This window comes from Paenibacillus sp. GCM10028914, from assembly GCF_042666275.1.
Lineage (GTDB): Bacteria > Bacillota > Bacilli > Paenibacillales > Paenibacillaceae > Paenibacillus_AQ.
Genome location: NZ_JBHTFO010000005.1, coordinates 48,458 through 69,690, shown reverse-complemented (window position 1 = coordinate 69,690; position 21,233 = coordinate 48,458). Strand labels below are relative to the sequence as shown.

At 44.6% G+C, this 21,233-nt stretch carries 21 protein-coding genes and 2 rRNA genes; 21 read left to right on the top strand and 2 right to left on the bottom strand.

Translation table 11 applies throughout. From position 1 onward, the window contains the following. The 7 genes from ACFQV5_RS04550 to ACFQV5_RS04520 form a co-directional block, all read left to right on the top strand. Nucleotides 1-112, top strand: a 23S ribosomal RNA gene (locus ACFQV5_RS04550); the annotation flags it as partial. A gap of 92 nt (nt 113-204) precedes the next feature. Then, a 5S ribosomal RNA gene (rrf, locus tag ACFQV5_RS04545) occupies nt 205-321 on the top strand. A gap of 262 nt (nt 322-583) precedes the next feature. Beyond that, entirely contained in the window at nt 584-1,531 is a 948-nt protein-coding gene (locus tag ACFQV5_RS04540; protein WP_379244107.1) for an ABC transporter ATP-binding protein, read from the top strand. Then, on the top strand, nt 1,524-2,285 hold the full coding sequence (locus ACFQV5_RS04535) for an ABC transporter permease (protein WP_379244105.1): 762 nt from the start codon (nt 1,524-1,526) through the stop codon (nt 2,283-2,285). Before ACFQV5_RS04540 ends, ACFQV5_RS04535 begins: the two co-directional genes overlap by 8 nt. A 53-nt stretch (nt 2,286-2,338) precedes the next feature. After that, entirely contained in the window at nt 2,339-2,719 is a 381-nt protein-coding gene (locus tag ACFQV5_RS04530) for a GntR family transcriptional regulator (RefSeq protein WP_379244103.1), read from the top strand. A gap of 16 nt (nt 2,720-2,735) precedes the next feature. Then, nucleotides 2,736-3,434, top strand: coding sequence for an ABC transporter ATP-binding protein (locus tag ACFQV5_RS04525; RefSeq protein WP_379244101.1), 699 nt, complete (start codon nt 2,736-2,738; stop codon nt 3,432-3,434). Continuing rightward, nucleotides 3,431-4,180, top strand: a complete 750-nt coding sequence (locus ACFQV5_RS04520; RefSeq protein WP_379244099.1) for a hypothetical protein — start codon at nt 3,431-3,433, stop codon at nt 4,178-4,180. Before ACFQV5_RS04525 ends, ACFQV5_RS04520 begins: the two co-directional genes overlap by 4 nt. Before the next feature lie 73 nt (nt 4,181-4,253). On the opposite strand, the gene ACFQV5_RS04515 is transcribed toward ACFQV5_RS04520, so the two are convergent. After that, on the bottom strand, nt 4,254-4,967 hold the full coding sequence (locus ACFQV5_RS04515; RefSeq protein WP_379244097.1) for a lysophospholipid acyltransferase family protein: 714 nt from the start codon (nt 4,965-4,967) through the stop codon (nt 4,254-4,256). A 361-nt stretch (nt 4,968-5,328) separates the two neighbouring features. Between ACFQV5_RS04515 and ACFQV5_RS04510 the strand changes: the two genes are divergently transcribed. The 7 genes from ACFQV5_RS04510 (at nt 5,329) to pssA (ending at nt 13,493) form a co-directional block, all read left to right on the top strand. After that, entirely contained in the window at nt 5,329-5,790 is a 462-nt protein-coding gene (locus tag ACFQV5_RS04510; RefSeq protein WP_379244095.1) for a CtsR family transcriptional regulator, read from the top strand. A 24-nt stretch (nt 5,791-5,814) separates the two neighbouring features. Then, nucleotides 5,815-6,333, top strand: a complete 519-nt coding sequence (mcsA, locus tag ACFQV5_RS04505) for a protein-arginine kinase activator protein McsA (RefSeq protein ID WP_379244093.1) — start codon at nt 5,815-5,817, stop codon at nt 6,331-6,333. A 72-nt stretch (nt 6,334-6,405) separates the two neighbouring features. Further along, complete coding sequence (gene mcsB / locus ACFQV5_RS04500; RefSeq protein ID WP_379244091.1) at nt 6,406-7,473, top strand: protein-arginine kinase McsB; 1,068 nt, start codon at nt 6,406-6,408, stop codon at nt 7,471-7,473. 149 nt (nt 7,474-7,622) lie between these two features. Continuing rightward, nucleotides 7,623-10,073, top strand: coding sequence for an ATP-dependent protease ATP-binding subunit ClpC (clpC, locus tag ACFQV5_RS04495; RefSeq protein ID WP_379244089.1), 2,451 nt, complete (start codon nt 7,623-7,625; stop codon nt 10,071-10,073). Nucleotides 10,074-10,254: 181 nt separating this feature from the next. Continuing rightward, nucleotides 10,255-11,622 (top strand): DNA repair protein RadA, encoded by a 1,368-nt coding sequence (radA, locus tag ACFQV5_RS04490; protein WP_379244086.1) that lies wholly within the window; start codon nt 10,255-10,257, stop codon nt 11,620-11,622. Nucleotides 11,623-11,635: 13 nt separating this feature from the next. Further along, nucleotides 11,636-12,712, top strand: coding sequence for a DNA integrity scanning diadenylate cyclase DisA (disA, locus tag ACFQV5_RS04485; RefSeq protein ID WP_379244084.1), 1,077 nt, complete (start codon nt 11,636-11,638; stop codon nt 12,710-12,712). A 52-nt stretch (nt 12,713-12,764) separates the two neighbouring features. After that, complete coding sequence (gene pssA, locus ACFQV5_RS04480; RefSeq protein ID WP_379244082.1) at nt 12,765-13,493, top strand: CDP-diacylglycerol--serine O-phosphatidyltransferase; 729 nt, start codon at nt 12,765-12,767, stop codon at nt 13,491-13,493. 204 nt (nt 13,494-13,697) lie between these two features. Here pssA and ACFQV5_RS04475 read toward each other — a convergent pair whose 3' ends face one another. After that, nucleotides 13,698-14,093, bottom strand: a complete 396-nt coding sequence (locus ACFQV5_RS04475) for a nucleoside triphosphate pyrophosphohydrolase family protein (protein ID WP_379244080.1) — start codon at nt 14,091-14,093, stop codon at nt 13,698-13,700. 280 nt (nt 14,094-14,373) lie between these two features. On the opposite strand from ACFQV5_RS04475, the gene ACFQV5_RS04470 reads away from it, so the two are divergent. The 7 genes from ACFQV5_RS04470 to ACFQV5_RS04440 all read left to right on the top strand — a co-directional run bounded on the left by ACFQV5_RS04470 (nt 14,374) and on the right by ACFQV5_RS04440 (nt 21,228). Then, nucleotides 14,374-15,459, top strand: a complete 1,086-nt coding sequence (locus ACFQV5_RS04470) for a PIN/TRAM domain-containing protein (protein ID WP_379244078.1) — start codon at nt 14,374-14,376, stop codon at nt 15,457-15,459. 83 nt (nt 15,460-15,542) lie between these two features. Beyond that, nucleotides 15,543-16,229, top strand: a complete 687-nt coding sequence (ispD, locus tag ACFQV5_RS04465) for a 2-C-methyl-D-erythritol 4-phosphate cytidylyltransferase (protein ID WP_379244076.1) — start codon at nt 15,543-15,545, stop codon at nt 16,227-16,229. A 12-nt stretch (nt 16,230-16,241) separates the two neighbouring features. After that, the gene (ispF, locus tag ACFQV5_RS04460) at nt 16,242-16,730 is read left to right on the top strand and encodes a 2-C-methyl-D-erythritol 2,4-cyclodiphosphate synthase (protein ID WP_379244074.1); all 489 of its coding nucleotides are present in this window, start codon (nt 16,242-16,244) and stop codon (nt 16,728-16,730) included. A gap of 35 nt (nt 16,731-16,765) precedes the next feature. Next, on the top strand, nt 16,766-18,229 hold the full coding sequence (gltX, locus tag ACFQV5_RS04455; RefSeq protein ID WP_379244072.1) for a glutamate--tRNA ligase: 1,464 nt from the start codon (nt 16,766-16,768) through the stop codon (nt 18,227-18,229). Between the two features lie 430 nt (nt 18,230-18,659). Then, nucleotides 18,660-19,358 (top strand): serine O-acetyltransferase, encoded by a 699-nt coding sequence (cysE, locus tag ACFQV5_RS04450; RefSeq protein ID WP_379244070.1) that lies wholly within the window; start codon nt 18,660-18,662, stop codon nt 19,356-19,358. Between the two features lie 23 nt (nt 19,359-19,381). After that, nucleotides 19,382-20,788, top strand: a complete 1,407-nt coding sequence (cysS, locus tag ACFQV5_RS04445; RefSeq protein WP_379244111.1) for a cysteine--tRNA ligase — start codon at nt 19,382-19,384, stop codon at nt 20,786-20,788. Then, complete coding sequence (locus ACFQV5_RS04440; protein WP_379244068.1) at nt 20,785-21,228, top strand: Mini-ribonuclease 3; 444 nt, start codon at nt 20,785-20,787, stop codon at nt 21,226-21,228. The genes cysS and ACFQV5_RS04440 overlap by 4 nt, the downstream gene beginning before the upstream one ends. The last annotated feature ends 5 nt before the right edge of the window (nt 21,229-21,233 follow it).

The window sequence follows — 21,233 nt, the reverse complement described above, 5'->3', positions numbered from 1 at the left end:
GAGATTTCCCAATTAGTAAGACCCCTTGAAGACGACGAGGTAGATAGGTTGGAGGTGGAAGTGCAGTAATGCATGGAGCTGACCAATACTAATCGGTCGAGGGCTTATCCTACAAGCTTTACGAAGTAAAGCTACTTCGTAAGCAAATGCAAGTTCGCAAAGTTTGTTTCGTATCTAGTTTTCAAGTGATCAAACACTTGACCGTTTGGTGGCGATAGCGGAAGGGTTCCACGCGTACCCATCCCGAACACGACCGTTAAGCCTTCCAGCGCCGATGGTACTTGGACCGAAGGGTCCCGGGAGAGTAGGACGTCGCCAAGCACAATAAAAGCCATTGCTGATTACTCAGCAATGGCTTTTTTATGTTTCTGCAAGGTATTTATTAAATCAGACCTATTTATAATATCCTTTAAACCAACGAGAAAACCTTGATAAATCGGTGTTCTGAGCTTAATAACACAGATAATGTCCCAGCTTTTCATGAATAATCCTTGTCAGAAGTTTTAAAGTCAACTTTACACCATCACAATATTAGTGTACTATTCAACTATAACACTAATACAAAGAAAGTGCAGGTGTAACGATGAGCGTAAGTATAGATAAGACAAATTCGGTAGTTCTAAGTGCAGATCACATCACAAAAACAATCGGTGCTAAGAACATTGTGGATAATTTATCTTTTGATATACATCAAGGCGAAATTGTAGGCCTTCTTGGACCGAACGGCGCGGGGAAGACGACAACGATAAGGATGATTGTCGGTCTTATCCAAATGTCTAAAGGTGATGTTAAGGTGTGTGGGCATAGCGTTCGACACCAATTTGTGAAAGCGATACGTCATATTGGAGGAATTATTGAAAATCCTGAGTTTTATCCGTACATGAGTGGATTCGATAATTTGAAGCAGTATCAACGAATGTCCGAAGGAGTTACAGAATCAAGAATTCATGAGGTCATTAAGTTGGTGGGATTGCAGGATGCTATCCACAAGAAAGTTCGGGCCTACTCGTTAGGGATGAGACAAAGACTTGGTATCGCACAGGCACTGCTTCATGAACCGTCCATTTTAATCTTGGATGAGCCAACTAATGGGTTGGATCCAGCCGGTATTCGCGAGATGAGGGATTACTTGAAATTGATAGCGAGAGAAGAAGGAATTGCAATTCTGGTATCCAGTCACTTGTTATCAGAAATGGAGCTTATGTGCAGCAGGGTAATTGTAATCCAGGAAGGTAAGCTTGTGACAGAGCGTTCCATTGGCAGTGAGGTGCAAACGGATCAGGTTACGATCAGCTTCCGTGTCAATAAGACACAACCAGCACTAGAAGCAGTACATCAGCTGAACGATGTTAGAGTAATTGGTACTGATACGAATCGGAGTGAGATTATCCTCCAGTTGAAAGAAGAAATCATACCTCAAATAATTAAGATTTTAGGGGATGCAGATGTATCAATATATCGAATAGAGGAAAGCAAGCAATCTCTAGAGGAAGAATTTTTGAAATGGACAGGAGGCAATCGGATTGCGTAGCTTTGGAAATCTTGTCACCAATGAATGGTTGAAGATGTTTAAGAAGAAAAGTTTTTTTGTTCCTTATGCATTAGTAGCAGCGATGATTATGTTTGTGGCTTATATGTTAAATTCATTTGCTGGAGAGGATAGCAGTACAGGATTTGAATTTGCGAAGATGGTCGTTGCCTCGAAGGGTATGGGACAGATATTAACAATGCTAGCGATCGTTGTCACAGCAGGATCTGTTGCCAAGGAACATAGCTTAGGTACGATTAAGCTGCTTCTAATACGCGCACAAAGTCGAACAACGATTTTAGCCTCGAAGTATGTCGTTATCTTGCTATACATCCTTTCGTTAACTGCATTTGCCCTTATCGTGGGGATTACTACAGGGGTGATTATGTTCGGCACAGGCGAAGGTTCAGCGAATTTGCAGGATGTGCTTGTAGCAGCAGGATATGGACTAATCTATACCCTAATGTACGTCACATTTACTTTCGCTGTTGGTATTGTAACGAAATCAACGGGACCCGCAATCGGGATTGGGATGTTTATGCTTATTATTGAAAGCTTGGTTACACAATTGTTGGCAGGTTATGCCTGGGCTAAGTATTTGCCTTTCTTCAATGTTGATTTATCCATTTATAGCGATGGCTTAGGCTCAATGATTCCTGGTATGTCGTTGACGTTCTCCTCCATCGTACTGGCTGTATATCTCCTCTTGTTTCTTGTCACAGGCTTTGTTACGTTTAAAAAACGGGATGTCGCTTGACGAATGGTAGTTAACGAATTAGAGGAGAGCGGCGGAAAGGAGCATAACCGAAAGTGAGCATTGAATTTGACAATAATCTGCCGATCTATTTACAAATTATGAATTATCTTAAAAGAGAAATCGTAAGAGGAAGTCTGCAGCCGGGAGATAAGATCCCATCGGTGCGGGAACTGGCTGCTGATCTTCAGATTAACCCCAATACGGTGCAGCGCACATTTCAGGAGCTGGAACGCGAAGGTATTGTTGAGACGAGGCGCGGATTGGGCAGATACGTGACGAGTGAGGGGTCTAAGATCATGACGATAAAAAAAGAAATGGCCGGCGAGCTGCTTGAACATTTTATCCGAGGTATGCAGGAGCTGGGCTTTAAAGAACAAGACATTATGTCTATCGTGGCTGAGGCTGTTAAGGAAGACACGGATCAATCAAGATAGAAAGGAGCGCCCGGAAATGGAACATCTCATACAGTTTAAAGATGTATCTAAGAATTATGGTAGCAAAATTGCACTGCATAATGTGTCCATTAACCTCTCTGAGGGGAAAATAATCGGCTTACTCGGGACGAATGGAAGCGGCAAGAGTACAATGATGAAAATTGCGGCAGGACTTGTTCATCCCTCTAAGGGTACGGTTGCTGTTAAGGGAAAGCCCGTAGGACTTGAAACGAAAGCGATGGTTTCCTTCATGCCGGATCGTCCGCTTACAGAATCATGGATGAAGGTATCTGATGCCATCAAGTATTTTCAGGACTTTTATGCTGATTTTGATGTGAAGAAAGCACACAACATGTTGAAATTTATGAACTTGAATTTAAGCGACAAAATTAATTCGCTATCCAAAGGAATGAATGAACGACTTCAGCTGACATTGGCACTTTCTCGCAATGCATATGTGTATTTGTTGGATGAACCGATTGGAGGCGTAGATCCGGTTGCACGAGGTAAAATTCTTAATGCGATTGTGGAGTTTTATAATGAGAACAGCAGTATCATCATCTCAACGCATCTTGTACGGGACATCGAGCGAATTTTTGATGAGGTAATCTTTATTCGGAATGGTGAGATGGTTATGCATGAGGAAGTAGAGAACATTCGTCAACAACACGGTAAAAGCATTGATGAAATGTTCAAAGAGGTGTTTGCGGAATGATGAGATTGCTAAAATACGACTGGAAACGAAATTCGAATGTAATACTTGGTCTAATGGCCGTTCTTCTGATCACTCAAATATTAATTATGTCGGTAGGTTCCATGAACGATTGGGAATGGGGACTTATGTTGATTCTTAGTATGCTTGTATATGGAGCCGTGAGTGCCATCCTCATGGTGATCGTATGTAGGACGTTTGATCAGAATATTAAGTTATATAACCGCCGTCTCCTAGCTGTTCGAACGATATGGACGATTGTATCGTCTTTAATACAGGCATGGATTAGCACACTGGTTATTCTAATACTGGTTATTCTGCACTTATGGATCTTTTGGAGGATGTTGGAGATTAGGCCAGTATTGGATCTGACTAAAATAACTGTCTCCGATTATATTCTAAGCGCATTCGTTAGCATTTGGCAGTATACATTCATCATGCTCATTATCTTTTTCTCCATTACAGCTGCCCGGGTTATACGCAAACAGTGGGGCTTGTGGTTCGGGATTCTGATTTTCTTTTTCATCCTTTATGTGATCCAATGGGTGGAGCATAAAGTTCTTGCAGTAGCGGATTATAAGTGGGTAGGTGCGACTTTCTCTCTCAGAATTGAAGAGGGGGGCTCGGCTGCGCCGTTTAATCAGGAAGCCCTTTCAGTCCCAGTAGGTCCCATCATATTTGAAGTGCTTCTAGCTGGAGTACTGATATACGTTATGGTTAAACTAATCGACCGCAAGGTAGAAGTGTAGTAATGGAATAAATGCAAAAGACCCCGCCAAGGAACGGCGGGGTCTTTTTATATAAGATGGACAACTCTTTATATCATACATTGGCAATTAGATCTTTCACTTGTTCTGGCAAAGCGGCAATTTCTGTTTTACTTAGCCCAGCAGTTGAAATCGGAGGAAGAATAGTAACCGTTACTTCCGCAGGACTTATCCAAAATCCGTTCTCCTCCATCAATTTGTAAGAGCCCTGGATTCGAATCGGAACAATGGGTGCCCCAGTCTTAGCGGCGATACGAAATGCGCCCGGCTTGAATTCTCCGAGTTGTTCACCTTTGCTTCTAGTGCCTTCTGGGAAGACAATGACAGAATAATTATTATTTATTAATTTAGCAGCCTCATTGAGACTGTTTATGGCTTGTCTAACGTTGTTTCGGTCAACGAAGATACATTGTAAATGTTTCATCCACTTTCGAATAATTGGGAGCTTGGATAACTCGACTTTAGCCATCAAGGCTTTTGGTTTACCGATATGTCCCAACATGATTGGAACGTCAAAATTTCCTTGATGATTGGATACGAATACAGCTGCATTCTGCGGTATATTCTCCATCCCATGTACGGTAACTTTGGCTCCTGCAGCTTTTAATAAAGATCGTGCCCATCTTCCTACATGCTTGGAAATGTAGGCATCATGCTCTTCAATAAGCCCTTGTTTTTGCAGTCTATTCGCTTTTCTTAATCCAGGAATCATCATAAGCAAATAGAGCCAAAAGTAAAAAAACCAAATTATTGTACGAAAAATCTTCATGCTGTCTTCCTTTCGTCACTAATCGACAATCTATTATAGTCAGTATAGCTTTTACGAATTAATAAATCCAATTCCTTAATGCCGCATTTAATCAGATGTTATCCAATTAAATTTTGGTGTTTCTTATATAAAGCTTATTCGGCGAATAATTTTATTTTTTAACGGTTAGACTTAAAAGTAGCCCCCCTTGGCAAAATAAAAAAATGTGCTATAATAAAGTTAAAGTCAAAGAAAGTCAAAGTCAGCAAGTGACGATTCAATTAAGGCTCAAGATGGTTAAAACTAACGTATTGGTAAGGCTCTGTGCGGACGTGTAAGATCAATACGGCTTTACGTTTCAAGCAGTGGAGGATGAATGAATATGCGTAATATCTCTGATATTATCGAACAATATTTGAAGAGCATGTTGGATGAAAGCAAGGAAGCAACCGTTGAAATCCAGCGTAATGATCTGGCAGAGAAATTCTCATGTGTTCCCTCTCAGATCAATTATGTTATCAGTACCCGTTTTACTTTGGAGAAGGGTTATCTGGTGGAGAGTAAGCGTGGGGGCGGAGGTTATATACGTATACAGCGTATTGAGCTCCCTAAGCATACAGCACTTCACCATCATCTGCATCATTCGATAGGTAACCTAATTGAACAGACGGTAGCGGAGGGCCTGATTTACCAGCTCGAGGAATCGCGGTTTTTGACGAAGCGTGAAGCCTGCCTGATGCGGGCAGCTATCTCAAGGGAATGCTTAAATGTTAAACTTCCTTATCGAGATGAACTTCGTGCGAGAATTATGAAGGCGATGCTTATTTCTTTGTTGGGTAAATGAGTGTGTTAAAGGAGGGTCATGATCATGGTGTGTCAAGAATGTGGTAAACGGCCGGCTACGCTCCACTTCACCAAGATAGTGAATGGTGAGAAGACGGAATTTCACTTCTGTGAATCTTGTGCCCGTGAGAAAGGGGAATTGATCCCCGGAACGTCGAATGGTTTTTCTATTCACAGCCTTTTGTCAGGTCTGCTTGATCTCGATCCAACAGGCAAAGGACAGTCTCAGGGTTCAAGGAACCCACAAGCTCCTCGCTGTGAGGAATGCGGGATGACCTATTCACAGTTCAGCAAACTTGGCCGGTTTGGATGCAGCTCTTGCTATAAATATTTCTCCGAACGACTGGACCCACTCTTCAAAAGGGTTCATGGAAACACCACTCACGTTGGTAAAATTCCAAAGCGAAGCGGTGGTAAGATCCAAGTGAAACGCAAAATTGATGAGCTCAAGAAAGAACTGCAGCAACGAATTCTTCAAGAGGAGTTTGAAGTTGCAGCTGAAATACGAGACCAGATTCGAGAACTTGAGAAGAGCATGTCTTAATCTGGGGAGCTGACGAATAGAGTTGCACTGGAATCGAATTTTGTAAAATGCTGAAAGTAGGAGGAATGCGTGATGTCGAATCTGCGGTTCACCGAGCAGGCGTTAAGCGATTGGATGCGAGGGAACGGTCAGGATTCTGATATAGTCATCAGTACCCGGGTTCGGGTGGCGCGCAACTTGCAGCATCTTCCTTTTCCAATGCTTGCTACAAATGAGCAGTCGGGAGAAGTGCTTGAGCGCCTGACAGGTGTTTTAAAGGATCAGGAATCTTTAAAACCACTCGGTCCTTTTCATACCATTCGATTAGATGACATTGAAGAATTGGATAAAAGAGTACTGGTGGAGAAACATTTGATCAGCCCGAGTCTGGTGAATGAATCGAGAAACGGTGCGGTGATGCTTAATGAGGATGAATCGGTAAGCATTATGATCAATGAAGAGGATCACCTCCGAATCCAGTGCCTGTATCCCGGTTTTCAAGTGCATGAGGCTTGGGAAAGAGCTACCACCTTGGATGATTTGTTTGAAGAGCAGGTCGATTATGCATTTGATGACAAGAGAGGTTATCTTACGAGTTGTCCAACGAATGTTGGTACAGGGCTCCGCGCTTCCGTCATGATGCATCTGCCTGCACTTGTGATGACCCAGCAGATCAATCGGATTTTGTCCGCTGTCTCTCAGGTAGGACTCACAGTAAGAGGTATATATGGCGAAGGCAGCGAGGCTGTAGGTAATCTGTTTCAGATATCTAACCAAATTACGCTAGGACAGACGGAGTCCGAAATTATAGAGAACCTGCACAGTGTTGCACTGCAAATCATAGAACATGAGAAGAATGCTCGTGAGCGGCTACTCAGCGAGTCAAAGCTGCGGATTACGGATCGTGTCATGCGATCATACGGCATATTATCTTATGCTGAGGTGATGGAATCGAAAGAAGCAGCACAGCGACTGTCGGATGTACGGCTTGGCGTTGATCTGGGTCTTTTGTCAGGACCACCAAGTTCTGTGATGAACGAGCTTAATGTGATGACACAGCCTGGTTTTCTTCAAAAACGATTTGGTGAAACGATGAATCAAAGTGAGCGTGATGTATACCGGGCAAGACTGATCCGGGAAACGCTTGGTAAAGAACGATAATTATGTTATAGATGGAAATTTTGCAAAAATTGAAAATGCAGTTTACAATCAACGATATATAGATTGTTATGATATATCTCATCTATATATTGCACGGTTATGCATAATTTTAAAGTTATAAAAACAATCATTCGTGGAGGTGCAATACTATGATGTTTGGCAGATTTACGGAACGTGCGCAAAAAGTGCTTGCATTGGCTCAAGAAGAAGCTGTGCGTTTGGGGCACAACAACATAGGCACAGAACATATCCTGCTGGGACTCATCCGTGAAGGAGATGGCATTGCCGCTAAAGCGCTGATTGGCCTCGGTTTGGGCCTTGAGAAAATACAGGATGAAGTAGAAACATTGATCGGCCGTGGTCAAGAACAGCCGACAAATATCGCATATACACCAAGAGCTAAGAAAGTGATTGAGCTTTCAATGGATGAAGCTCGTAAGCTCGGTCACACTTATGTTGGTACAGAACATATTTTGCTCGGTCTTATTCGTGAAGGCGAAGGTGTTGCAGCTAGAGTGCTGAACAATCTTGGAATTAGCCTGAACAAGGCTCGGCAGCAAGTACTTCAATTGCTTGGCAGCAGTGAGGCGGTATCAAGTCATCATGGGCAACCGCAAAATGTTAGCACACCAACGCTGGATAGTTTAGCACGTGATCTCACGGCTATTGCTAAAGATGGTAACCTAGATCCGGTTATTGGCCGGAGTAAAGAAATCGAGCGTGTTATCCAGGTTCTCAGCCGCCGTACGAAGAACAATCCTGTTTTGATCGGTGAGCCAGGTGTAGGTAAAACGGCAATTGCAGAAGGTCTCGCTCAGAAAATCATTAACAATGAAATTCCAGAAACGCTTCGCGACAAACGGGTTATGACACTAGATATGGGTTCGGTGGTTGCAGGTACGAAGTACAGAGGTGAGTTTGAAGATCGTCTGAAGAAGATCATGGATGAAATCCGTCAAGCCGGTAACATCATCCTATTCATTGACGAGTTGCATACATTGATTGGTGCCGGCGGTGCTGAAGGAGCTATCGATGCTTCAAATATCTTGAAGCCTTCTCTAGCCCGGGGAGAACTGCAATGTATCGGAGCTACCACGCTGGATGAGTATCGTAAGTATATCGAGAAGGATGCTGCGCTTGAGCGTCGTTTCCAGCCGATTACTGTAGATCAACCTTCGCCAGAAGAAGCGATTCAGATTCTTTATGGATTGCGTGATCGTTATGAAGCTCACCATCGGGTGAAAATTACGGATGAAGCGATTGAACAGGCTGTAAAATTGTCTGATCGGTACATTACAGATCGTTTCTTGCCGGACAAAGCGATCGATTTGATTGACGAAGCAGGCTCTAAGGTACGTCTGCATACGTATACGATTCCACCAAATCTGAAGGATCAAGAGGCACATCTGGAAGATATCCGTAAAGAGAAAGACGCTGCTGTGCAGAGTCAAGAGTTTGAGAAAGCAGCTGCGCTCCGTGATACCGAGCAGAAACTGCGGGAAGAACTTGAAATTACGAAGAACCAGTGGAAAGAGAAGCAAGGTCGTACGGATTCCGAGGTTACTCCGGAAGACATTGCAGACGTGGTTGCCAACTGGACTGGTATTCCTGTAAATAAACTGAAAGAGGAAGAAACCGAGCGTCTGTTGAACATGGAAGAGCTGCTTCATAGCCGTGTTATTGGTCAGGAAGAAGCGGTTAAGGCTGTAAGCCGAGCTGTTCGCCGGGCACGTGCCGGACTTAAAGATCCGAAACGTCCGATGGGCTCCTTTATTTTCCTTGGACCTACCGGTGTAGGTAAAACGGAGTTGGCTAGAGCACTAGCTGAGGCAATGTTCGGTGACGAGAATGCCGTGGTTCGGATCGATATGTCTGAATACATGGAGAAACACTCCACGTCCCGCCTCGTTGGAGCGCCTCCTGGATATGTTGGTTACGATGAGGGTGGTCAACTTACTGAGAAGGTTCGCCGCAAGCCTTACTCTGTTGTTCTTCTCGATGAGATTGAGAAGGCTCACCCAGAAGTGTTCAACATCTTACTTCAAGTGTTGGAGGATGGACGTCTGACTGACTCCAAAGGCCGTGTTGTTGATTTCCGTAACACATTGATCATTCTGACTTCCAATGTCGGGGCAGAAGCCATTAAGCGTAACTCTACACTTGGTTTTACTGCTGTTAGTGATGCAGGAAGAGATTACAACAACATGAAGGATAAAGTGATGGATGAACTGAAGAAGAGCTTCCGTCCTGAATTCCTCAACCGGATCGATGAAATCATCGTATTCCACTCCCTCGAAGAAAAGCACATTGCAGAGATTGTTACGTTGATGTCCGACGAGCTCCGCAAGCGTCTGCGTGAATTCGAAGTGGAATTCGAATTAACAGATAAAGCGAAGGCATTCCTTGCGAAGGAAGGTTATGACCCAGCATTTGGAGCCCGTCCATTGCGCAGAGCCATCCAGAAGCATATTGAAGACCGCTTGTCTGAAGAACTTCTAAAAGGCAACATCAAGAAGGGCGATGAATTGCGTATCGACGAGGTGAATGGTGAGTTGACCGTCACTCGGACGGAGCAATCTGCCACAACCAAATCTGAATAATTAAACGGTCTTTAAAGTGCCCCGCTGGTCTGTAACCGGCGGGGTTTCTTTTTTAATAAAGGTAAACTTTTTGAATGTTCTTTACGATGAATTATAATAAATGGTAAACTTTGATTAATGCCTGATTTTGCAGAGTTTTGACGAATCTAGGCACAGGATGCGCATTATATAAGGAGAGGTCATGGCAAAAACAAAAACAAAATTCTTTTGTACCGATTGCGGATATGAATCCCCAAAATGGTATGGGAAATGTCCGGGCTGTCAAGCCTGGAATTCAATGGTGGAAGAAACAGAGACGGTAATCAAGACACAAGGGATGAATTCTCCTCTTTTTCATAGTAAAGAAAAACCCGTTTCGATCATAAATATAGAAAGTGGTAAGGAGCCGAGAATTGAGACCGGTATCGCAGAATTAAATCGTGTGCTTGGTGGTGGCCTTGTACCGGGATCACTTGTACTGGTCGGCGGCGATCCGGGAATTGGGAAATCGACTTTATTACTACAAACGTCCAACCAATTGGCGAGAAACGGACTTCGTGTATTGTATATTTCCGGAGAAGAATCAGTCCGCCAGACGAAGTTGCGAGCGGATCGCCTCGGTGCATTGTCCTCTGAGTTGTTCGTTCTGTGTGAAACGAATCTGGAAACGATTGAGGAAGCGATTGAGAATGTACAGCCTCAGTTTGTAGTAATTGACTCTATCCAGACGGTGTATCAGCCAGATGTGTCCAGTGCTCCTGGTAGTGTGGCTCAAGTGCGTGAATGTACGACGCGGTTTATGCGTCTGGCTAAAGTGAAAGGGATCGCTACCGTGTTAGTGGGGCATGTGACCAAGGAAGGAGCTATAGCCGGTCCGAGATTGCTTGAGCATATGGTGGACTGTGTTTTGTATTTCGAAGGGGAGAGGCACCATACGTATCGACTCCTTCGTGCGGTGAAGAATCGTTTTGGATCGACGAACGAAATCGGCATCTTTGAAATGGGAGAAGAAGGGCTGCGTGAAGTGGGTAATCCCTCTGAGCTATTTTTGTCTGAACGTCCGCTCGGTGTAGCTGGCTCAACGGTTGTTGCAAGCATGGAAGGCACTCGTCCTGTACTGGTGGAGCTTCAGGCGCTCATCTCTTCTACTCATTTCCCATCACCGCGAAGAATGGGCACCGGGGTTGACCATCACCGAATGAATTTAATCATTGCTGTACTTGAGAAACGCATGGGGATGTTCCTGCAAAATCAGGATGCTTACTTGAATGTTGCCGGCGGTGTTAAACTCGATGAACCTGCGGTGGACTTAGCAATTGCAGTAAGTATTGCATCAAGTTTTCGGGATATGGCAACCAAGCCTTATGATGTTATATTTGGTGAGGTTGGGTTAACCGGGGAAGTTCGTGCCGTTTCAAGAGCCGAGCAACGGGTAAAAGAGGCTGAGAAGCTTGGTTTTAAAAGGGTTATTATGCCGGAGAAAAGCCTTAAGGGCTGGAAACATCCGAAGGGCATACAAATTATTGGAGTCAATACCGTGGCAGATGCACTAGCGGTTGCGTTAGATTAGGGGGCATACTAAAGTGAAAGAAACGAGCCAACTGGACAAAATGAATGATCTTCTGAAGCTTGTGGCGCCGGGGACGCCTTTCCGCGACGGGCTTGAGAATGTGCTGCGGGCTAAGACCGGTGCGCTGCTCGTCGTCGGTTACAGCCCAGAAGTAATGGAGGTTGTGGACGGTGGATTCTCCATCAATTGCGATTTCTCGCCGAACTATTTGTATGAGTTAGCGAAGATGGATGGGGCCATTATATTAAGCGAAGACCTCAAGCGGATTTTATATGCCAATACTCAGCTTATTCCCGATTCCTCTATTTCGTCTTCCGAGACGGGGATTAGGCACCGGACTGCTGAGCGGGTTGCGAAACAGACAGGTAAATTGGTTGTTTCTATTTCTCAGCGTCGAAATATTATTACCTTGTATCAAGGATCCCTGCGTTATGCATTAAAGGAAATCGGTGTTATTTTGACAAAAGCAAACCAGGCTATTCAAACGCTAGAGAGGTACGGAGTCGTTCTAAATCAGTCCTTAACCAATCTCTCTGCTTCTGAATTTGAAGAACTGGTTACGATCCCTGAAGTCGTAAACGTCATTCAGCGGGTAGAGATGGTTCTGCGTATCAAGAAAGAGATAAAACGCTACATCAATGAGCTGGGTAACGAAGGACGTCTAATCAGCATGCAGATGGATGAACTGGTTAGTAACATCGAGGAGGAAGCTTGGCTGCTCTATTCGGATTACGCCCGTGAGTATAGCGAAGACAAAATTCGAGAGATCATCCTGTCGCTGAAACGCTTGACGGACGATGAGCTTCTGGATATTCATCATATTATTCGAATTCTTGGATATCCGTCCTCAGCAGCTGCTTCAGAAGAGGAAATCTTGCCAAGAGGTTATCGTATTCTGAACAAAATCCCGCGTCTGCCTAACGTGATTATTCGCAATTTGGTAGATCGCTTCGAGGATCTGCCAAGTATTATGTCGGCTACTATCGATGAATTGGATGAAGTGGACGGAATTGGAGAGGTGCGAGCGCGTACAATCAAGGACGGATTAAAGAGGTTGCAGGAACAAGTATTCATTGACAGACAAATGTAAATCTCATACAATCGATGGATGTCATGTAAAATTTAACGAGGTGAATATACAAATGACGAAGTCAATTCCGAACATGTTTACTTTAGGTAACCTGTTTCTCGGAATGATCGGCATTATCTTGGCGACTAACGGCAAGACCAGTATGGCCGCCATCATGATCATTATTGCTATGCTTCTCGACGGATTGGATGGCCGGGTTGCACGAGCGCTTAATGCGCAGAGTGAATTCGGTAAGGAGCTAGACTCTTTGTCTGATGTGATCTCCTTTGGCGTAGCTCCTGCACTCATTATGTACACAGTTGCTCTTACAGGTTTGAATGATGCGTTTGCTTGGACAGTTACTGCGATCTTCCCAATGTGCGGCGCTCTACGATTGGCCCGTTTTAATGTTAGACCTGGAATTCCTGGATATTTTATCGGTCTTCCGATTCCAGCAGCTGGTGGTGTATTGGCTACCTTAGCTCTGTTTCATGAAGAGATAACGGCTCCTTATATGATCATTGCTATGTTACTGCTTTCTTATCTCATGATCAGCAGTGTTAAGTATCCAAACTTCAAGAAAATTGGTCTTCCGAAAAAAGCGATCAAGTATACTCCGATAGTGATCATTCTTGCGGTGCTTGTGGCTGTATTTTTCCCAGAACAAACTTCCATGTTGATCTTCGTACCGCTTGTTATTTATGCGGGATACGGGTTGAAACAGAACTTCCGCAAGCTGAGTCGTAAACATCGTGATGAAGATCGTAAATCCGATGAAGCCTATCGTTCCTCAGATCGTTAAGATAACGATGATAAGCCTTTCTGGCTTATATGTGAATAGTTTCAGCTATAGAAAAGCGGCCCATGAAAGGCCGCTTTTCTATATGTTATAGGACGAATATAAGTTCCCTTAGTTAATATAAATAAAAAGCATTTATTTCCCTGTCCTGTGACAGCGATATAAATGCTTTTTTGGTTATTAACTTCAAATATCTAGAAACAAGTACTAGGACAAGTTGAATAAACCTAGCGTCGAACACTTTTGGGATTCTTTAACGACCACTTCATCAAGCTGAATATCTAGTAGATTTGCCATAGCAGACATGTAGAACAAATTACGGCCGAGCTCGGAACTGATGGCTTCCCGGCAATTTTCACACAACTGGCCATCCACGTGAGTGCCCGCCAGTTCTTTAGCCTGTTCGAGATCAGCACCCATATCGAAGGTTTGCTTCGTGGCGTGTAGTTCGATGCAACCGCATTCCGTAATAGCTTTGGTAACAGCACGATTTACAGAAGCATTGCTTTGGCCATTTTTGGATAGAACATCCAAAAGACTGCGGTGACGGAGCAACAATTCGGAAACTTGATCCTGAAAAGCCTGTAAACTAGGAGCGCTCATTATTATTATCCACCTCGATATCGATATTCATTGTGTTCATTATATTCCAGTCGTTCAGGGGATTTCAACCAATTCAGATACAGGAAAAGGCAAAAAGGTTGATATTCTCGTAAATACAGCTTAACACACACAGGCTTGTATAGGTCTTCTTTATTTCTTTTGCTCATGAATTTATCAAAAATGACTTTTATCGTAGAAAAAAAAAGACTTATCACGATTACAGCTCGGAAAATTGGACCATACTGGAAATTATACAATGAATAAGGAGGTGCGGGAACTCATGTTAAAAAAAGCTATCTTAGCATTCACGGTACTGTGCGGAGCATGGTGCGGGTATACGTTATATCATACGGTGGAACGGTCGTTCCCCGAACTTTTCTCGATTTTCGGTCAAGGTTTATTTTCAGGAGGCAGTGTATTTGCACTGCTTGGAGGACTGCTCTTCGGTATGATCGCTATGCTTGCAGCAGATAAGCTTGATGGTAAGCTTCAGTCTGTCATTGCATCATTTTCACGCATACCCATGACTGATCTGGCTGCAGGAACGGCAGGATTACTTGGAGGATTGCTGATATCTCTGTTGATATACCCAAGTTTGTCTTGGCTTGGACAGGGAGGACGTTTGCTTCAGGTTGGAATTACACTTTTAGGTGGTTATATCGGCCTGCGCATTGGACTGGAGAAGAAAGATGAACTTGCTTCGCTCTGGATGTCAGGGAAGTGGAGTCAAACAACGGAGCCTGAGAGCAAGAGAATTGAAGAACATAAGATTTTGGATACGAGTGTGATCATTGATGGCCGGATTGCCGATATATGCAAAACTGGATTTATTGAAGGAACCATTGTTATTCCTGAATTTGTGCTCGAAGAACTGCAGCATATCGCGGATTCGTCTGATCTATTGAAGCGTAATCGCGGACGACGTGGATTGGATATTTTAAATAAAATTCAGAAAGAACTTGATGTGAAAGTATTAATCTATGAAGGCGACTTCGAGGAAATTTCCGAGGTAGACAGCAAGCTGGTCAAATTGGCTAAAGTTCTTCAGGGTAAAGTTGTTACTAATGATTTCAACCTAAATAAAGTGTGTGAATTGCAAGGGGTATCCGTGCTCAATATCAATGATTTGGCCAATGCGGTTAAGCCTGTAGTATTGCCAGGAGAAGAGATTTTGGTCCAGATCATTAAGGATGGTAAAGAACACGGTCAGGGTGTGGCTTATCTTGATGATGGTACGATGATCGTCGTTGAAGGTGGACGTGAATATATCGGATCGATGATGGAAGTGCTTGTTACCAGTGTATTGCAGACTTCAGCGGGGCGGATGATCTTTGCGAAACCGAAACTGTTGGAAAAAGCCCAGTAAACGGGGTATGATGGAATATGTACATATCCGTTCCCGGCTTTTGATTGCAAGCTTAGCTGCCGGGTAAAGACAGGGGTTTTGGTATGAATAAGAGCTTCGGTGTTGTCATCGTGGCAGCAGGTAAAGGTTCGCGAATGGGAACCCGTGAGAGCAAACAATTTCTACAAATTGAGGGCAGACCCATCGTTGTGCATACAATGGACATTTTCAACCAGGTACCATGGCTGCAGGAGATTGTGCTGGTCACTGGACGCGATGATGTCGCTCGTTGTGAAGCTTGGGTGAAGGAATATGGGCTGGACAAGGTTTCGGCAATTATCCCAGGTGGTAATGAGCGTCAGGAATCCGTTTACCTAGGAATTAAGCAAATGAATACAGAATGGGTAATGATACATGATGGCGTTAGGCCATTCGTTACCCGCGATGAGATCGATACCTGCCGTGAGGTGGCACTCCGAGAGGGTGCTGCTGTTCTCGGAGTGCCTGTGAAGGATACGATCAAACAAGTGAACGAACAGGGGCTGATTACGGCTACACCTGATCGTCATAGTCTGTGGGCTGTTCAAACCCCACAGGCTTTTCGTCTTTCTGACCTGCTGGCTGCGCATGAATCAGCTGAGCGTGAAGGCTACTTCGGAACAGATGATGCTATGCTAATGGAAAGAGCGGGGCTACCGGTTGCTGTCGCGGAAGGTAAATACACAAACATCAAGATTACGACGCCGGAAGATTTGGAGTATGCTGCATTTCTACAATACAAGAAAAGATAGGGGAGATACAGGATGATTCGAGTAGGTCATGGATTTGATGTACATCAGCTCGTGGAGGACAGGCCTTGCATTATTGGTGGTGTTACTATTCCGTATGAAAAGGGACTGGTAGGGCACTCTGATGCCGATGTTCTTCTCCATGCGATTACAGATGCGATTCTTGGTGCTTTAGGTCTTGGAGATATTGGACGTCACTTTCCCGATACAGATCCGAGTTTTAAGGGCGCTGATAGTCTGAAACTTCTGGAACAGGTATGGGAAATGGCTAAAGAGAAAGGTTATCGACTTGGTAATATAGACAGTACTATCATTGCTCAGAAGCCGAAGATGGCACCATATATACCGGAAATGACCACGATTATCGCTAAGGCGCTTGAAGCGGAAGAAGCACAAGTCAACGTGAAGGCTACGACGACAGAGCAGCTAGGCTTTACAGGACGGGGCGAAGGAATTGCCGCGCAATCTGTTGTATGCCTTGTTCAAGGTATGCTATCATCTTGAAAGAATCTTTGAGAAAGCGAACGGAGGGGTTAGAAATGACCGAAGAAGTCCGCGTGCGCTATGCACCGAGTCCAACGGGACATTTACATATTGGCAATGCCAGAACGGCATTATTTAATTATTTGTATGCAAGAAAACACAATGGTAAATTTATTATCCGTATTGAAGATACGGACGTGAAACGTAATGTAGCCGGTGGAGAGGAAAGCCAGCTTAAATATCTGAAGTGGCTTGGCATGGATTGGGATGAGAGTGTAGACGTTGGGGGCGAATACGGACCTTACCGTCAGACGGAACGCTTGGATATCTACCGTAAGTATTGGCAGGATCTATTAGACCGCGGGCTCGCATACCGCTGCTATTGCACGGAAGAAGAGCTGGAGAAGGAGCGGGAAGAACAGACTGCACGCGGGGAAACACCTCGCTATTCCGGCAAACACCGTAATTTAACCGAGGAGCAGCGTCAAGCTTTCGAAGCGGAAGGCCGCGTTGCCAGCATACGTTTCCGAGTTCCGGAAGATAAAGTTTACACATTTGATGATATGGTAAAAGGCACAATCTCTTTTAATACAAAAGAGACAGGCGATTTTGTCATTGTGAAAAAAGACGGTATTCCGACATACAACTTTGCGGTTGCTATTGACGACTACCTTATGAAGATTACCCATGTGCTTCGTGGAGAGGATCACATCTCTAATACACCTCGTCAGCTTATGATTTATGAAGCGCTTGGTATGGAGCCTCCGCGTTTTGGTCACATGACCTTGATTGTTGGAGAGAATCATAAGAAGCTGAGTAAACGTGATGAGTCGATCATTCAGTTTATCGAGCAGTATGACCAGCTTGGTTATTTGCCTGAAGCTTTGTTCAATTTCATCGCTCTTCTGGGGTGGTCCCCGGAAGGAGAAGAAGAAATCTTCTCCAAAGAGCAGTTGATTGATATCTTTGATGCAAACCGCCTATCTAAGAGTCCTGCGGTGTTTGATACGAATAAGCTGGCACATTTGAACAACACCTATATTAAACAGGCCGATCCGAATCGAATTGCAGATTTGGCAATCCCGCATCTACAGCGTGCATCACGTCTGCCGGAAAAATTAACACCAGAGCAGGATGCGTGGGCTCGTGCGTTGGTAGCTCTTTACCAAGAGCAACTGACATCGGCTTCTGAAATTGTAGATCTGTCTGCTATGTTTTTCCGTACTCATTTGGAGCTGGATGAGGAAGGTACTGCTATTCTTGCCGAGGAGCAGGTTCCTACGGTTCTGTCGGCTTTCCTTGCTAAGCTGGAAGGTACTGATGAATTTACAGCCGCTAAGATTGCCGCATTGATTAAAGAAGTGCAGAAGGAAACCGGATGTAAAGGGAAAGCTCTCTTCATGCCAATTCGTGTAGCTTTAACGGGTCAAACACATGGACGTGATCTGAATCAGACGATTTGGTTGCTTGGAAAAGACCGTGTGCTTGATCGTCTCCGTTCCCAGATTAAGGGTGCCTAAATGATAACGGAATTTGCATGATATTTCTTGTCATGGCACAGTCTTTTGGGTAATATATAAGAAAGTACAATTTGAAAAGCTAGGATCAGGAGAAGTACGCGTAATGTATGGCACGCTCCAGAGAGGATAACCGGAAGAGGACAAGGTCACTTGATTCTTCCAGGCTGTGAGTTATCCCGTTGCCTAAAGCGGAAATGCGCCTGTGAGCTGTATGGTTGAAGCGGATATACGCCGTTAGATCATGCCGGACGTCACCGTTAAAAGACTTGAAGTTGAACTGTGCTATCCGTCCTTAGATATGGGAGGAGTTAAGCCGGTTTAAGCAGAGTGGAACCGCGTGTTTGACGCCTCTGCAGCGACAGCTGCAGGGGCGTTTTTTAATATTCTAGTAGATCCACGATGGGGGCGGACTGGGGGAGGAGGATCGTTCATGTTCAAACAAATGAGGTCGGATATACGGACAGTGTTCGAGAATGATCCGGCTGCCCGAGGGCTTTTTGAAGTTGTGTTTACTTATTCGGGTCTCCACGCTTTGTGGGCGCACCGAATTGCCCATGCTTTATTCAAACGGCGTTGGTACTCTTTGGCCCGTATTATTTCGCAATTTAGCCGGTTTATGACTGGCATCGAAATCCATCCAGGTGCACGGATTGGCAGACGTCTATTTATCGACCATGGTATGGGTGTTGTTATCGGTGAGACTTGTGAAATTGGTGATGATGTCGTTATTTATCAAGGTGTTACACTTGGGGGTACAGGTAAAGAAAAGGGGAAACGTCACCCGACGATCGGAAGCAACGTGGTCATTGGATCAGGTGCTAAAGTACTTGGATCGTTTACCATTGGGGAGAACAGTAATATTGGTTCAAATGCGGTAGTGCTTCGAGAGGTTCCTCCGAACAGCACGGTTGTTGGTAATCCAGGGAAGATCGTGAAGCAGAACGGTGAGCGCATTCGTGACAGGCTTGATCATACGAATCTTCCTGACCCGATTGTGGATACACTGCGCAGCATGCAGAAGGAAATCGATGAACTGCGTAAAGAGCTAACAACACAGAAAGAACGGATTGCGAACCCAGAAGAGGATCGTTCAGAAATTCTGATGCATAGAGATTTACAAAAGCGATAAGAGAAAGGATCGTGACCATACGAATGGCACTTCAAATTTATAACACGTTAACCCGTATGAAAGAGACCTTTACAGCGCAAGAACCGGGTAAAGTAAGCATGTACGTATGCGGACCGACTGTTTACGATTATATTCATATCGGTAATGCGCGCCCAATGATCTTTTTTGATGTGGTACGCCATTATTTTGAGCAGCAGGGGAATCAAGTCAATTATGTCGTTAACTTTACCGATGTGGATGACAAAATGATCCGCAAAGCAGAGCAGACAGGTACAACGGTGCCGGAAGTTGCAGATAAGTTCATTTCAGCATACTTCGAAGATCTGGATGGCCTTGGCATCCCGCGTGCAACGTTAAACCCACGCGTTACCGAGAACATGGATGATATTATCAACTTCATTCGTGAACTGATCGAAAGGGACTTCGCTTATGAGAATGGCGGAGATGTCTTCTATCGGACGCGTAAATTTGACGAGTATGGTAAGTTGTCACAGCAAAAACTCGATGAGCTGCAGTTTGGTATCCGGATTGAAGTAGATCAACGGAAGGAAAAGCCAGAGGACTTTGTCCTTTGGAAAGCTGCTAAGCCGGGTGAGATATTCTGGGAGAGTCCTTGGGGCAATGGTCGCCCAGGTTGGCATATTGAATGCTCAGCGATGGCTCGGCGTTACCTAGGGGATACACTGGATATTCACGGCGGTGGGCAAGACCTGCAGTTTCCTCACCATGAATGCGAGGTAGCACAGTCGGAGGCTCTAACAGGTAAACCGCTGGCCAACTACTGGATGCATAACGGTTATATTCGAATCAATAATGAGAAAATGTCTAAATCCCTTGGTAACGGGGTATTGGTTAAGGATCTGCGTGAGCAGTATACGAAAGAAGCTATTCGCTACTTTATGCTCTCGACCCATTACCGTAACCCACTGAATTTTAGCGATGAAGTAATGGAGCAGGCACAGAACAGCATAGATCGAATTGCGAATGCGGTGGGTAATCTTCGACATCGTCTTGAGACGGCAGTTGGATCGCCGGAAGGTAAAACAGGTGTTGAAGTTGCTACTAAAATGGCAGAGGTTTTAGCTGAATTCCATCAAAAAATGCAAGACGATTTCAACACTCCGGATGCGATCACGGCTATGTTCCAATGGGCAACAGAAGCGAATCATATCTTGCAGAAGGCCTCTGTGCCAGCTGAAGATATTCAGACAGCTCTGGACGCCTTTGAAGAAATGAATGGTGTATTACGCATTGTGGATTTATCCGCAGATGAGCTTCTTGACGAAGAAATTGAGCGGTTGATTGAGGAAAGAGTAGAGGCACGCAAAAATAAAGACTGGGCACGTGCGGATGAGATTCGAGACCAATTATCCGCAGAAGGTATCGTGCTTGAGGATACAGCGCAGGGCATGCGCTGGCGGCGCAAATGAGCAGTTCTAACAACAAGGAACTGGAGGGGGGATGGTTCCCCTTTCCTCCTTCCAGACCCGTTCGTCTCATTCCGCCGATCGTACTCGCCTATATTGGGGATTCGATATATGAAATTGCGGTTCGTCAGTATTTGATTTCTCTGCCTAATCTTCGCCCGCATCATTTGCACCGTACAGCTACAAGTTTTGTATCTGCGAAAGCGCAGAGCCGTATTCTGGCTTTTCTTGATCCGATATTGACCGAAGAGGAGCGGGATGTTGTACGTCAGGGGCGGAACGCTAAATCAGGTAGTATGCCAAAGAATGCTGATGTACTGGAGTATCGGCACGCTACAGCTTTTGAGTGTCTGGTCGGTTATCTTTATTACGCTGGACATCATGAACGACTTCAGGAATTAATAAAGCAAGCTATTGAGTATATCGATAGTTCCGCTGAATAATGAGC

Excerpts from the sequence above, each read along its gene's own strand:
- ACFQV5_RS04515 (WP_379244097.1), bottom strand. The coding sequence starts at position 4,967 with ATGAAGATTTTTCGTACAATAATTTGGTTTTTTTACTTTTGGCTCTAT.
- mcsA (WP_379244093.1), top strand. The coding sequence starts at position 5,815 with ATGGTGTGTCAAGAATGTGGTAAACGGCCGGCTACGCTCCACTTCACC.
- ACFQV5_RS04520 (WP_379244099.1), top strand. The coding sequence starts at position 3,431 with ATGATGAGATTGCTAAAATACGACTGGAAACGAAATTCGAATGTAATA.
- ispF (WP_379244074.1), top strand. The coding sequence starts at position 16,242 with ATGATTCGAGTAGGTCATGGATTTGATGTACATCAGCTCGTGGAGGAC.
- ACFQV5_RS04470 (WP_379244078.1), top strand. The coding sequence starts at position 14,374 with ATGTTAAAAAAAGCTATCTTAGCATTCACGGTACTGTGCGGAGCATGG.
- clpC (WP_379244089.1), top strand. The coding sequence starts at position 7,623 with ATGATGTTTGGCAGATTTACGGAACGTGCGCAAAAAGTGCTTGCATTG.
- radA (WP_379244086.1), top strand. The coding sequence starts at position 10,255 with ATGGCAAAAACAAAAACAAAATTCTTTTGTACCGATTGCGGATATGAA.
- gltX (WP_379244072.1), top strand. The coding sequence starts at position 16,766 with ATGACCGAAGAAGTCCGCGTGCGCTATGCACCGAGTCCAACGGGACAT.
- ACFQV5_RS04540 (WP_379244107.1), top strand. The coding sequence starts at position 584 with ATGAGCGTAAGTATAGATAAGACAAATTCGGTAGTTCTAAGTGCAGAT.
- ACFQV5_RS04510 (WP_379244095.1), top strand. The coding sequence starts at position 5,329 with ATGCGTAATATCTCTGATATTATCGAACAATATTTGAAGAGCATGTTG.
- cysS (WP_379244111.1), top strand. The coding sequence starts at position 19,382 with ATGGCACTTCAAATTTATAACACGTTAACCCGTATGAAAGAGACCTTT.
- pssA (WP_379244082.1), top strand. The coding sequence starts at position 12,765 with ATGACGAAGTCAATTCCGAACATGTTTACTTTAGGTAACCTGTTTCTC.
- cysE (WP_379244070.1), top strand. The coding sequence starts at position 18,660 with ATGTTCAAACAAATGAGGTCGGATATACGGACAGTGTTCGAGAATGAT.
- ACFQV5_RS04475 (WP_379244080.1), bottom strand. The coding sequence starts at position 14,093 with ATGAGCGCTCCTAGTTTACAGGCTTTTCAGGATCAAGTTTCCGAATTG.
- ACFQV5_RS04525 (WP_379244101.1), top strand. The coding sequence starts at position 2,736 with ATGGAACATCTCATACAGTTTAAAGATGTATCTAAGAATTATGGTAGC.
- ACFQV5_RS04440 (WP_379244068.1), top strand. The coding sequence starts at position 20,785 with ATGAGCAGTTCTAACAACAAGGAACTGGAGGGGGGATGGTTCCCCTTT.
- ispD (WP_379244076.1), top strand. The coding sequence starts at position 15,543 with ATGAATAAGAGCTTCGGTGTTGTCATCGTGGCAGCAGGTAAAGGTTCG.
- mcsB (WP_379244091.1), top strand. The coding sequence starts at position 6,406 with ATGTCGAATCTGCGGTTCACCGAGCAGGCGTTAAGCGATTGGATGCGA.